Below are 11999 nucleotides of genomic sequence, written 5' to 3'. Positions count from 1 at the left end.
TCCTCTGCCAGGCCCGCCGGCCGGCGGTGTTCCCCACGGCCATGGGATCTGCGGTGGCGCCATCGCGGTGGGACAGGGAGTTTGCGCATGGTGAGGCTGGACCGGCTGGTCGACGTGCTGGGTGAGTACGGGGTTCTGTGCTGCTGTCCGGTGTCGCGGTCTGCGGAGCTGCGCGGTGTGGTGCTGCGGGATGCCACGCCAAGTCCACAATGGCCCCTCCGATCAGAGCCGGAACGCCTGCCAGTCGGCGGAGCATCGGAGATCGCGGCGCTGGTCGGGACGGGCTGACCCTGTTGGCTGCGGCAACCACCAGTGTTCGTGCTCGACGCGCGGGATCCCGAGGCCGTGATCGCCGCGCAGACGGACTCCTGCGAGCGGCGCCAGCGGAGGGTCGGTCGGCGGTGTGGTGCTGCTGCTCGGCTTGGTGCTGCTCATGGTCTGGGAGTACGCGCGGTGGGCGGCGGTGGTGACCGGCGCCGACGACCGTGATCCGGAAGCGGGCGCACGCAGGCTGCTGGACTGGCTGGCGGCCACGTCCGCGCGGTGGCTGATCGTGCTGGACGACCTCCAGGCACCGCAGGACCTTCGCCTGGCAGTGGGTCTTCGCCCGGACGGCACAGTGCGCACGACCGGCTGGGCTCAGCTCGGGAAGCTGCGTGGAAGTTGTACAGCACGAAGTGGCTTCCGGCATCGCAAGCGGTGATCGTGCGGCGGACTCGGGTCGAAGAACTCACCGCAGGGCAACTGATCCGCCTCCATGGTGCGGCGGGTCCTGTGGGTGAGGTGAGCGGGGTGGCCGGGGACGCGGCGGGACGGATCCGGCTGCGGCTGGTGGGCGGCGGTGAGGTGCTGCGACGATCAGGGCAACTGGTGTGGCAGGTCGACCTGCGCAACTGAGGCAACCCTGCCGGTGCCATCCGGTTGTCGCCGCACAACAAGCGCTGGCGATAGCCCGTGTCGCACCAGCCAACCACGGAGCGGCGGCTCCCGGCGCGCTGCCCTCCTGAGGTGAGAAGTGGTGACGAGAGCGATCGCGCAATCGGCTGCGGATGCCCACAACTGTCAGCTCGACTCGGTGAACGCCACCACATCCATTGACCGCGCCGAGCATCAAGAACACGACGGTCGGCAGCCGTTTCGCCGCCGAGCCGGAACCCGGTCACGTCCAGCCCCTCGTCCAAGGTGTCCACGACGAGCTGCAGCCAGTTGATGACTACCGACCACAGTCGGGAGTCCATGCGCCGCAACAACTCCGAGTGCATGTGGGCCAATGCTGAGGAGAGGTCCTTCTCCTGCCCCAGGTGCGGTGCGGCTACTGTCCGCGAGGCACGGCCGGGCCAGGCGGAGACCGGCGTGGGCGTTGGTGGCTGCGGTGATCGTCGTGTTGCCGGCCGCCGTTCTGGTCGGTAGCACAGCCGGGGGCTCACGGTTCGCCGCCGGAGGCTCTGCGCACCAGTCGATCGAAGGGCTGGCGTGGACCTTGCCGTCCGCCCGCGTGAAGAGCGAACTGTTCGGGGTCACGATCAACAGTGCCACAGGGGCCATGCCCGTGTTCCGCATTGGCGCCGTCCGTTTCTGGGACGGCGGGACGCGGTGGTCGTAAACGCAGCGGCAGCCCGGAGAGTTCGACTGGACGACGCTGGACCGCCTGGTCGGTGGCGCGGAGAAAGTGGGACTGCCCCCGCTGTTCGTCTTCGGCAGCACCCCGAGGTGGGCCAATACGACCGGACAGGCAGGCCCCTATCCCGACGGCACGTCCGCGCCTCCGTCCGCCCTCGCGGTCTGGGGATCTGATGGCCGCCGTGGTGTGCCCCGGCATGGGCCGGTTGCAGACCGAGGAGGCTGTCGTTCCTTCGCCGTTTCATCGAGCTCGGTGGATACGACCACTGCGATGTCGCGGGCATCAAGCTGTTTCGCCCGAACGCGTCCGACCCTCCCGAGGTCATGCTCGGACCTCACCTCGGCGATCGACCGGGTGATGCACGACGCGGGCGTCCACCCGAGGTTGTGAAGCACCGGCACCGACTACTCGATCGCGACCCAGCCACAGCTCGACGAGGTCACCGCCCGCAACTACGCGGTGCGCTTCGTCCTCGTCGGGGTGTTCGCGCGGAAGGTCAACCTCGAGCGTCTCTACTTCTACAACTGGGGCGGCATGAAGATCCCGATCGTGCTGCAACCGGTCGGTGGGGTGCCGACGAGGGCCGCGCTCGCCGTCGAGCAACTGCAGCGGTGGCTGCACAACGCCAGCATCCGTTCGTGCGGCAAGGGCCTCGGTGTGAACCTGCCGGACAACGTCTTCGAGTGCGTCTATTCGGTGACCGACTCCGGCCGGACCTACGACGCGACGATCCGATGGACCGACAGGAGAATGGCCGCGGCCTCGGCGCACCCCCAGCTACGAGGTGCAGTACCTCGACGGGACGGTGAAGACCGTCCAAGCCGGTGACTCCCTCAGGATCACCGAGGAACCCGTCTCATCGCCTCGAACCCGAGAGCGTCTCGCCGACGTCGGAAGTCTGGAACACCTGACGAATGAGGCTGATCCACCAGACGAACGTCAGCGCGACGAGGGTGGGACTCTTCATGAACCGCAGTGCGACCAGGTAGGTCTGGCTGACGGGCAGCAGCCGCACGTGGTCGTGGACGAACTGCTCTTCGTGCGGCGGCCGGACGTGCAGGGCGGCAGCGGCTGGTTCACGCGCAAGGTTGCCCGCCGTCGCTCACTGTGGGACTCAAAGTGCGTCACCATGCGGCGCAGCATTGCCCGCCAGGATTCGGCCTCGCCCGCCTCCATCAGCACACCACTCACAGCCCCGTGCCACAGCGGCGCGTCGACACCGACCTGAGGAGGGCGAGCGTCCTTTTCAGACAATACGCGCAGGCAGACCGAGCGCGTTACGGCGACGATCATCGGTCACGGAGGCAACGCCCGCCGCGGTCTGCCGAGTATTGGCCCCGTGCGCCGACAGGCGCCTGCACGACACCCTTAGCGAGACGGACGAGTTCCGATGCTACGTCGGGCGGCCAGTCCGAGCTCCAGCCGCGAGAGCGGCTCTGACACCACAGATGCACATGATCGATGTTGAAGAGAGTCGAAGAGAGACGACATTGGCCAGTCACACACCGGCGATTGACCACATGGGACCCAGCGCATGACGGCTCGGGAGGACGTCGCGATCGTGGCGGAGAAGTTGATCGCAAGGTTGGCGGCGAAGGATTCGGTCGGACTGGGTCTCCTGTTCGCCCCTGATGTGACGTGGTGGACGACCCCGATACCCAATCCTCCCTGGCCCACTGAGATCCACAGTGGTCGGCAGGTCGAGGCGTTCGTGCTGGGTTGCCTGTCTGTCTTCGACATCACCGCGATCACGATGCGACGCATGGCCGTCGACGCTGACGACGCCGTGTTGTTGGGGCGGCTGCATGGACGCGTGCTGACGACCGCAGCCGACTTCTCCTGCGACTTCGTGGTGTGGCTGACTGTGCAAGGTGGTCTGATCACCGGGTTGCGCCTGTTCTTGGACACCCTCGCGATCGCCTCGGCACTGCGCGCTGCTCACTGAACGTGAACACGAGATTCCTCGGGTATCACCAGGATGCCTTCGAAGCCGGGTGACCGCTGATGGCAAGATTGCTTTATTTCAAGGAGGCGAGGTCGATGACGGGACAAAAGGTGTCCGACGTGCCTCGACAAACCGCACGGAAAGAAGTGGGTGAGCCGCCGGAATCACTGTGCAGCATGCTCCGTGAACTCAGAAGCCGGCACGGGCTGAGTCAGTACGACCTGGCCGGGCAACTCAACGATGCCTCCGGCAACAGCAGCATCACCAGGGAGGACATCTCCCGCTGGGAACGCGGCAAACGCATACCGGGGCCTTACTGGCGGAAGTGGCTCTGCGCCGTGCTCGACCTGCCGCAGCAAGACGTGGACCTGGCGGCCGCCGTCGCCCGTTGCACCCGCCGGGCCTGACCGCGACCGCCCTGTGAAGCGGTGTGACGCAGGGAAACGCCGCTTCGGATGCGGGTGTTCCGACGAGCGGCCGCCGGAGCACCCGCGCTGGGGAATCTCATCAACAGCTCGCTACACGTTGGAGGACAGCGCTCGGCAACAAACCGAGAACCTCGCCAAAGGCGATCATCATTCGCCCGATTGGTTCGCCGGAGCCGTCCACCGGAAGGGTGCCATGCCTGCCGGAAGCGCCAGTACGAATCACACGAGGGCCGATCTTCTCGCGGCAGCGGCGGTCATTTTCGAACGAGACGGCTATGCCCGCGCGAAGGTTTCCGACATCTGTCGTGCGGCCGGGGTCACCAAAGGTGCGCTGTACTTCTATTTTCCGTCGAAGAAAGCGCTTGCCGCGGAGGTGCTGAACCGGCAGACGCAAGAGTGGAGCCACGCGCGGCGGCAACTGTCGGTGGCACGTCACAGTCCACTGCAGGTTCTGGTGGACCTCGGCTACGCGGTGTCCCTCCGCACTGGGCCCGATCTCACCACCGCGGGCGCACACCGTCTGCTCTTCCAGTCGCCTCTGTGCGAGGAGCTCGCCGAGCAGCAGATCGACCAGTGGATCGGGGTCGTGTGTGACCTGCTGCTGGCCGCGGACAGCGAAGGTGAGCTGTACCCCGATCTCGACCTGCGGCAGGCCGCGGCAGCGGTCATGACGGCCCTGATCGGGATGCGGGTGGCGTTGATCGCGATGACCGATTGCGACGACGTGACACAACGTGCGGCCGCGGTGTGGCGGATGTGGATTCCGGCGCTGGCGCCACCGGACGTCCGCCGCACGCTGCGACTGCAGCAGCCTTCCAGCCACATTCACTCCACAATCACTGCTACGCGTTGAGTGCTCGTACCGGAGTCCGGGTGGGAGTCGATTGAACGACCTGGCGGATGGGCGCCGCACCAGGGAACGCCTGATAGCCGCGAGCATCGAGTTGTTCGACCGCGACGGGTTCACGCGCACGTCCCTGGACGCGGTGTGCCGGAGGGTGAGGGTCACCAAGGGTGCCCTCTATCGTCACTTTCCGTCCAAGCTCGCACTTGCGGCGGCGGTTGTCGAGGAGTACTTCCAGATGTCGCACGATGTTCGTGCCGCGGTCGAGGCTGTCAGCCCGAGCCCGTTGCAGGCGCTGATCGACATGACGTACCTCATGTGTCGGCTGGTCTGTACGGATCGGACGGTGCGGGTGAGCGTGCGACTGCTGTTCACCAGCGAGCTGTTCGAGCTGCTGGCAGGAACGTACTGCGTCAGCGTCGCCATGATGATCCGCGACCTGCTGCGCGATGCCGTCGAGGTGGGCCAGGTTCAACCGGACGTCGATGTCCGCGAAGAGGCGGAAAGCCTCATGATGATGATCATCGGTGGGCAGCTGCGCACCGTCGTGTCCGCAGGCAAGTCCGATGTGGACGGCCAACTGACGGTGTTGTGGCAGCGTCAGGTCGACCGCCTGGTGCCCGCCGAGCAGCGCGACCGTTTGCGCACCCAACCACCACCGTTCGATCGCGTTGTGGACTGACCGCTAACCGGCGGTGCGGATGGGGGCGACCGGCCGGGCTCCTCCGGCGGCGAGGAGTTCCGCCACGGGAAGGGTCGCGGCGCCCAATGCGACCGACTCGGGCCCGAGTTCGCACAGCATGATCGACGCCTGGGCGAACGGTCTGCGCAGGGCGTGGCGCGCCGCTTCTTCCCGGATGTCGGGCAGCAGACGCGAGCCGAGCAGGAGTCCCGCCCAGCCACCCAGGATCACCCGCTCGGGGTTGAAGAGGTTGATCAGGCTGCCGATGCCGATACCCGCATGGCGTGCGACCTCACGAAGCACTTGCCGTGCAAGTGCGGTGTCCGAAGCAACCAGCGACCGCAGCGCTGCCTCCTGGTCCGCGGGGACGGTGCCGCCGAGCGAGCGATACCGGTCGACGACGCCCTTGGCGCCGATGTAGGCCTCCAGGCAGCCGAACGCTCCGCAGCGGCACTCCCGGCCGTCGAGGGCCACCGTCGTGTGCCCCCACTCTCCGGCACCGCCGGACGTGCCTCGGTAGGGCACGCTTTCCGCGATCACGCTCGCGCCGACGCCGGACCCGATCAACGTGATGACCGCGTCGTCGATGCCACGGCCGGCGCCGAACCACAGCTCCGCCTGGCCGGCTGTGTTGGCGCCGTTGTCCAGGTGCAGCGGGATGTCCGTGCCCGCACGCAGCATCCGTTCCAGCGGAACGCCGTCCCAGCCCACGGTCTGCCCGTAGACCAGTCCGTGCTCCACCAGACCCGGTAGACCGATGCCGACGCCGAGCACGTCACCCTGGCCGGCCCCGCTCTCGGTGAGGCAGCGCCGGAGCCCTGCGAGGATCCGCTTCGCGACTTCGTCGGCCGAGTGGGTGTCGGGCTGCATGGCGAACTTCGTCGTCGCCAGCCGCCGCAGCGTCAGGTCGAACGCCTCGACCAGCACGTGCGTCTCCCCGACGTCAACTCCGACGACGACGGCGTGGCGGGGGTTCACCCGCAGGAGCACCCGCGGCCGTCCGCCGTCGGAGTCGACGTGCCCGGCCTCGACCACGACCCCGTCGGCGATCAGCTCGCCCGTCACGTTGCTGACCGACCCCTGGCTCAGGCCGGTCACCTCGGCGAGTTCGTGTCGGCTGCGCGGGCCGTCGAGGTACAACACGCGCAACACCCGCGCCCGATTGCCGGCGCGCAGGTCACGAACGGTCAGCTTGCCCCGGTGCACGGTGCGCTCTCCTCACGTAGGCACATGTTGGCGCCGTGTGGTCGTCGTGGCGTTCAACAGCGTGCCGTAGGGCGCGGTGAACCGGACACCGCCCGCTGTCACGCTCGGCGTGATCGAGGAACCGAGATGTCCGTTGCGACCGGTGACCAGCGCATCGGTGACCACGCCGTCGGCGAGCCGGACGAGGGCGGCGCCACCGGCGCACAGATCGAGCGCGACCGAATGGGACATGTTGGTCTCGATGCGAACGGTGCTGCCACAGTCGGCGTTCGCGAGCACCGCGAGGTGGTCCACGCCGCCGGGACACCGACGCAGATACACGTCGGCGACTCCCTCGACGACCCTCGCGGCGGGCGGCGCCCACTCGGCGACCCGCCGGGCGGCGACGACCGCGCCGTCCACAACGGACGGATCCGGCCAGTGCAGGACCCGGTCCGGGTCCGCGGAACGGATCACGTCGTCGAGCAACAGGCACGACCGCCCGTGGAGATCGAACCCCGGCATCTCGCCGACGAGAATCAGCCGTCCACCCTCCGCGACGTGGCTCGCGAGCAGCCGTTGTTGCGGGCGCGGCAGGTAACGCCACGTCGGCACCACCAGCGGAATGCCCGTGACCCGGCCCGACGCACGCCCCGCGGCGTCGGCCGGATCGGTGCCCGGATCGTCGAGATCCCACAGGCCGAAGTCGAGCTGGTACATCCGGGCCGCGTCGTGCCAGGCCCGCAGGAACTCCCCGCACGCGGGCACCGCCCCGTGATTCCCGCGGTCCGCGGGTCGTGCGTTCCACGCGGCGGCGGCCGCGTGCGGCGCCCAGTAACCGATCACCGCCGACCGCACGGGACGGCCGATGGCCCATTCGGTTCCGTGGCGGCGCAGATAGTCCGCGAGCGCCTGCGCGGTCGTCGCCTTCTCCGTTTCCTCGCCGTTCGCCGAGATCGGAGCACAGTCCGGGTACGGCCGGTCGTGGAAGCGGTCGAGGTCGGAGCCCCAGGTGCTGGTGGCGACACCGGTGTAGAGGTTGTAGCCGGTGGCGCCGCAGGCCAGCGCGAGGACGGTCTGGTGCAGGCAGGTGGTCGGATCGGAGAACGCCTTCTCGTAGAGCACCGAGAACCCCCAGTTCTCCTCGTAGTTGCAGCCGGGCGCCAGCTTGGCCGCGATCACGTAGCGAGCACGGGACTCGTCGTTCGAGGCGACTGGTCCGACCCAGTTGGTGAAGCCGTAGCGCACGCCGGCCCAACGCCACGGCTGCGTTCGGGCGAGCCACGAGTCCAGTGCACCCGGATCGGCGGCGGGCGGGTTCACGTTCACCACCGTGGGCACCGCCGCACCGACGGTGGCCGACCACCGCCGGAACAGCTCGGCGAACCGCTCGGCCTGCGTGTGTCCCCACGCCACCCGTCGCAGCGGATCGATCTCGGCGGCACCGGTTGCGGGAGGAGACGGCGGACCGTCGCCGAGTGGTGCGTGCAGCCTGTGGTGGGCGGCCAGCGCGGATGCGCTGAAGTCCATGTCCCACAAGCCGAGCGCGCCGTCGGTGTAGATTCCCTCGTTGGCGATCTGCACCGCGACGATCGGACCGTCCGGCGCGGAATGTGGCCGCACGAGCTGCTCGCCGACCGCTCGCAGCCAGGACAGCGCGAGTTCGTCGAACACCGGGCACAGCGGCGCGGGCAGTGGCCAGTCCACCGGCTTGCCGTCGGGTCTGCAGCGCGATCCGGACCAGGTTCTCGGCGCACCGGAGGCGTCGAGAACCGGTTCGATGCGCCTGTCGTAGATCGGCGACACCCAGTCGGGCAGGCCGCCGTAGTTGGTCTCGGCGTGGATGAACGGCCCCGGCTTGACCACCACGGACAGGCCGGCTTCCGCTGCGAGCCGGACGAACCGCGCCGCGTCGCGTCTCGGGTCGGTTCTGCCGACCAGATCCGGGGACCGCTGCGCCAAGGGCTGGTGGTGTCGCCACGGCACGTACGTCGTGACCGCGTCCAGTCCCATGCGCGCCAACGTCGCCAGCCGGTCACCCCAGTTCCTCGGCTCGTCCCGGTAGTACGGGTAGTCGGCGGTGACGAACGGCCGCGGCTGTCCGTCCTTGATGAACCATCCCCCACGTACCGAAGGGGTCTGAAACGACGTGGTCACGAGCATCCTTTCGACAGTTCGACGACGAGGAGCAGGGATGGCCGGGGTCAGCTCTTCAGTCCGGTGAGCTGTATCCCGTCGAGGATCCTGCGCTGGAACACCAGGAAGATCCCGATGACCGGCATCACGGCGATCACCGCGCCCGCCATGACCAGGTGGGGCTGTGCGACCCGACCGGCCGCGAGCGCTTGCAACGCGAGCGGCAGGGTGTACCTGTCCTGATCCGAGAGGATCACGAGCGGCCACAGCAGTTCGTTCCAGTGGAAGATGAAGCTCGTGATCGTGACGACCGCGAGCGCGGGCTTGGCCAGAGGCAGCGCGACCGACCAGAAGATCCGCAGCCGCCCCGCTCCGTCGATCATGGCCGCTTCCTCCAGATCCCCTGGCAAGGTCAGGAAGAACTGCCGGAGCAGAAAGATGTCGAAGGCCGAGACCAGGCTGGGCACGATGACGCCGGCGAGACTGTCACCCATGCCGAGCTCCTGGGTGACGAACACCTTGGGGATGAGCAGGGCGACGCCGGGGACCATGATCGTGGCCAGCACGACGAGGAACAACGCGTCGCGTCCGGGAAACGGGATGCGGGCGAACGCGTAGGCGGCCAACGCGTCCAGCAGCAGCTTTCCCGGGATCAGCACGACCACGACGATCACGCTGTTGAGCAGGGCCACGGCGAACCCGCCGAGATCGAGGACCTGGAGGTAGTTGGCGAAGGTGCCCGCCCACTGGCCGGTTCGTGCGTCCGTCGGTAACAGGTTGGGTGTCGGTGTGAACACGTCCTGCGGCTGCTTGAACGACGTCGCCACCATCCACACGAACGGCGCCAGCGCGACGACGACCCCGCCGATCAGCAGCACGTGAGCGGTGGCCAGCAACGCGATCGGCGCATCGTGGCGTCGCCGCCGCCTGCGCCCCGATGTGCGGGTGCCCAGGTCCGCCGACGGCGCGGTCCCGACAGCGGGCGCGGTGTCCACGGTTTTGGCAGCACTCAACGGCTCACTCCTCGTACTGCTGTGGAACCAGGCGGAACTGCGCCGCGGTCACCAGGAGGACGGTCACGAACAACAGAACGGACATGGCGCTCGCCGCACCCATCGCGCCGTTGCGGTAGCCGAACAGGTAGAGGTGCAGGACGTAGCTCAGGCCGGAGCGCTCCGGCCCCGCGTTGCCGCCGAACAGCACGTAGACGATGCCGAACACCTGCAGGGCCGCGATCACGCCGGTGACGACGAGGTAGAACGTGGTGGGACGCAACAGCGGCAGCGTGATGCGCCCGAGTTGCTGCCACCGGTTCGCACCATCGACTTCGGCCGCCTCGTAGTAGGTGCGTGGGATTCCTTTGAGACCGGCGAGGAAGATGAGCATCGCCGTACCGGACTGCCAGGCCGCGATGAGCGCCAGTGCCGGGATCACCACGCCAGGGGTGCCGAGCCAGTCCGGGCCGGTGCCGCCCAGCACCTCGAGCCCGGCGTTGATCAGACCGAACTGCGGGTCGTAGAGCCACTTCCAGATCGCCGCGACCGCCGCTTCCGCGGTGATCACCGGGAGGTAGAAGACGAGCCGGTAGAGCGACTGTCCCCGGCGGAGGAGATCGATGAGGTAGGCCTGCACGAATCCGGTCACCAGCGACGCGGGCACCGACAGCAGCGCGTACAGGGCGGTGACGCGAACCGACTTCCAGAAGTCCGGGTAGAGGTCGGAGTCGAAGAGGATCTCCTGGTAGTTCCGCAGTCCCACCCAGTGGGCCGGGGAGATCATGTCCCATTCCGTGAAGCTGAAGTAGAGCGCCGCCCCGGCGGGCACGAGCATGAACACCAGGGTGTGCAGCATCGCGGGTGCGGTGAAGGCGAAGCCGGCCAGCGCGTCCCGCCGACGCCGATGCCAGGAACTCGACCGGTGGACGCCGTTCACTGCCACCCCAGCAGTTTGCGGGCTCTGGCAGCGGCGTCCGTCAGTGCATCGGCGGGTGACCTGCCGCCGTCGACGCCTTCCTCGATCGCCTTGGCGAGGTACTCGTCGTTGATCTGGATCCACTCCGGCACGGTGGGACGCGCCTGAGCGGTCTCGAGCTGGTCAACGAACACCTTGAGCGCCGGATCGGTATTGATCTTCGCTGCCTGCGCGGCCTTCCTGTTCGTCGGGAAGTTGCCGGTGATGTTGCTGAACTCGGCGTTGTGCGTGGCGTCGGACAGGAACCGCAGCCACTTCCAGGCCGCGTCGGGATTGCGGGCCTTGCTGAACACCACACCGTTGTCGCCGCCGATGTTGCTCGCCGCGACGTCCTTCCTCGGCAACGGCGCCACGCCGAAATCGAGCTGCGGGAACTGCTGCCTGATCGTCAGCACCTCCCACGGTCCGGAGAACATCATCGCAGTGAGTCCTTTGTGGAACGAGTTCTCGCTGTTGGTGATCCGGCGCGGTGAGCTCTCCAGCAGCTTGCGCCACAACGCGAGTGCTTCCTGCGCTGGTGGGTCGGCGAAGGCGATTCTCCTGCTGCCCTCGTCGAGCATCGTGCCCCCGGCGGAGGCAACGAACGCCGGGAAGAGCCAGGCTCCGAAGCCCTCACCCTTGGGAACGTTCACACCTGCGAGGTTCGGGTTCTCCCAGTGCACCCGTGCGGACTCGGCGACCAGCTCGTTCCAGGTCGCCGGCGGCGTGCTGACGAGCTTCTTGTTGTAGAACAGCGCCACGGTGGTCTGCTGAAGGGGGATTCCGCACAGCTTCCCGGAGATCTTGTTGGTGCGCAGTGCGCCGTCGTAGAAGTCGGACTCGGTGATCGTGCCCGCCGGGACTTCGGCGAGCTGCCCGGCGTTCGCGTAGCGGGCCATCAGCGGCTGGTCGAGGTAACCCGCGTCCGGGCCGCGGCCACCGCCCAGTGCGGAGGAGAGCTTGGTGTTGTAGTCGTCCTTGGGAATCTCGGTGAGGCGGACGGTGATTGTGGGTTCCGTCTCCTCGAACCGCTTGACCAGCTCCTTGACCTGCTTGGACTGCTCCGGGATCGGTTGGTAGTACCAGAACTCCACGACCTTCTCGTTCGCCGGGGAGTCACCGCCGCAAGCTGCCGACGCCGCCAACGAGACCACTGCGGCGGTCGCCGCGACCCATCTGGCGAGAGCTCTCATCGTTCCTCCTGGTGG

Annotated in this window: 15 protein-coding genes; 9 read left to right on the top strand and 6 right to left on the bottom strand. The window is 67.8% G+C overall.

Going from position 1 to position 11999, the window contains the following annotated elements; genetic code table 11:
- Window positions 1–87: 87 nt before the first annotated feature.
- The 5 genes from DI276_RS36145 to DI276_RS36120 all read left to right on the top strand — a co-directional run bounded on the left by DI276_RS36145 (window position 88) and on the right by DI276_RS36120 (window position 2449).
- Window positions 88–288: a hypothetical protein gene (locus DI276_RS36145; protein WP_112272011.1), complete on the top strand. Its 201-nt coding sequence runs from the start codon at window positions 88–90 to the stop codon at window positions 286–288.
- Window positions 289–406: 118 nt separating this feature from the next.
- Window positions 407–703, top strand: a complete 297-nt coding sequence (locus DI276_RS36135; protein ID WP_157985149.1) for a hypothetical protein — start codon at window positions 407–409, stop codon at window positions 701–703.
- Window positions 704–774: 71 nt separating this feature from the next.
- Window positions 775–897 (top strand): hypothetical protein, encoded by a 123-nt coding sequence (locus DI276_RS53140; RefSeq protein ID WP_269814326.1) that lies wholly within the window; start codon window positions 775–777, stop codon window positions 895–897.
- A gap of 475 nt (window positions 898–1372) precedes the next feature.
- The gene (locus DI276_RS36125; protein WP_157985148.1) at window positions 1373–1603 is read left to right on the top strand and encodes a hypothetical protein; all 231 of its coding nucleotides are present in this window, start codon (window positions 1373–1375) and stop codon (window positions 1601–1603) included.
- Between the two features lie 477 nt (window positions 1604–2080).
- Window positions 2081–2449: a hypothetical protein gene (locus tag DI276_RS36120; protein ID WP_112272003.1), complete on the top strand. Its 369-nt coding sequence runs from the start codon at window positions 2081–2083 to the stop codon at window positions 2447–2449.
- A gap of 28 nt (window positions 2450–2477) precedes the next feature.
- Here DI276_RS36120 and DI276_RS50395 read toward each other — a convergent pair whose 3' ends face one another.
- Window positions 2478–2636: a hypothetical protein gene (locus DI276_RS50395; RefSeq protein ID WP_157985147.1), complete on the bottom strand. Its 159-nt coding sequence runs from the start codon at window positions 2634–2636 to the stop codon at window positions 2478–2480.
- A gap of 519 nt (window positions 2637–3155) precedes the next feature.
- On the opposite strand from DI276_RS50395, the gene DI276_RS36110 reads away from it, so the two are divergent.
- The 4 genes from DI276_RS36110 to DI276_RS36095 all read left to right on the top strand — a co-directional run bounded on the left by DI276_RS36110 (window position 3156) and on the right by DI276_RS36095 (window position 5520).
- Entirely contained in the window at window positions 3156–3566 is a 411-nt protein-coding gene (locus tag DI276_RS36110) for a nuclear transport factor 2 family protein (protein ID WP_112271998.1), read from the top strand.
- Between the two features lie 59 nt (window positions 3567–3625).
- Window positions 3626–3973 (top strand): helix-turn-helix domain-containing protein, encoded by a 348-nt coding sequence (locus DI276_RS36105; RefSeq protein WP_232837152.1) that lies wholly within the window; start codon window positions 3626–3628, stop codon window positions 3971–3973.
- Window positions 3974–4091: 118 nt separating this feature from the next.
- Window positions 4092–4847 (top strand): ScbR family autoregulator-binding transcription factor, encoded by a 756-nt coding sequence (locus DI276_RS36100; RefSeq protein WP_112271994.1) that lies wholly within the window; start codon window positions 4092–4094, stop codon window positions 4845–4847.
- A 31-nt stretch (window positions 4848–4878) separates the two neighbouring features.
- Window positions 4879–5520, top strand: coding sequence for a TetR/AcrR family transcriptional regulator (locus tag DI276_RS36095; protein WP_157985146.1), 642 nt, complete (start codon window positions 4879–4881; stop codon window positions 5518–5520).
- Window positions 5521–5523: 3 nt separating this feature from the next.
- Here DI276_RS36095 and DI276_RS36090 read toward each other — a convergent pair whose 3' ends face one another.
- The 5 genes from DI276_RS36090 to DI276_RS36070 are packed head-to-tail and all read right to left on the bottom strand — an operon-like array spanning window position 5524 to window position 11984.
- Window positions 5524–6726, bottom strand: coding sequence for an ROK family transcriptional regulator (locus DI276_RS36090; RefSeq protein ID WP_112271990.1), 1203 nt, complete (start codon window positions 6724–6726; stop codon window positions 5524–5526).
- A gap of 12 nt (window positions 6727–6738) precedes the next feature.
- Window positions 6739–8862, bottom strand: a complete 2124-nt coding sequence (locus DI276_RS36085) for a beta-galactosidase (RefSeq protein WP_198681126.1) — start codon at window positions 8860–8862, stop codon at window positions 6739–6741.
- A 47-nt stretch (window positions 8863–8909) separates the two neighbouring features.
- Window positions 8910–9854 (bottom strand): carbohydrate ABC transporter permease, encoded by a 945-nt coding sequence (locus DI276_RS36080; RefSeq protein ID WP_157985145.1) that lies wholly within the window; start codon window positions 9852–9854, stop codon window positions 8910–8912.
- Window positions 9855–9858: 4 nt separating this feature from the next.
- Window positions 9859–10779 carry a carbohydrate ABC transporter permease gene (locus DI276_RS36075; protein WP_112271984.1) on the bottom strand — a complete coding sequence of 307 codons (921 nt, stop codon included), beginning with the start codon at window positions 10777–10779 and terminating at the stop codon, window positions 9859–9861.
- Window positions 10770–11984 carry an ABC transporter substrate-binding protein gene (locus DI276_RS36070; protein ID WP_112271982.1) on the bottom strand — a complete coding sequence of 405 codons (1215 nt, stop codon included), beginning with the start codon at window positions 11982–11984 and terminating at the stop codon, window positions 10770–10772. Before DI276_RS36070 ends, DI276_RS36075 begins: the two co-directional genes overlap by 10 nt.
- Window positions 11985–11999 lie beyond the last annotated feature (15 nt).

This window comes from Lentzea terrae, from assembly GCF_003265345.1.
Lineage (GTDB): Bacteria > Actinomycetota > Actinomycetes > Mycobacteriales > Pseudonocardiaceae > Lentzea > Lentzea terrae.
Note: the sequence above shows the minus strand (reverse complement) of the source record. Positions and strands in the feature narration are given on the sequence as shown.

What these genes read in the sequence shown, in the direction of transcription:
- DI276_RS36145 (WP_112272011.1), top strand. Translation starts at nt 88, where the DNA reads ATGGTGAGGCTGGACCGGCTGGTCGACGTGCTGGGTGAGTACGGGGTT.
- DI276_RS36110 (WP_112271998.1), top strand. Translation starts at nt 3,156, where the DNA reads ATGACGGCTCGGGAGGACGTCGCGATCGTGGCGGAGAAGTTGATCGCA.
- DI276_RS36105 (WP_232837152.1), top strand. Translation starts at nt 3,626, where the DNA reads ATGGCAAGATTGCTTTATTTCAAGGAGGCGAGGTCGATGACGGGACAA.
- DI276_RS36070 (WP_112271982.1), bottom strand. Translation starts at nt 11,984, where the DNA reads ATGAGAGCTCTCGCCAGATGGGTCGCGGCGACCGCCGCAGTGGTCTCG.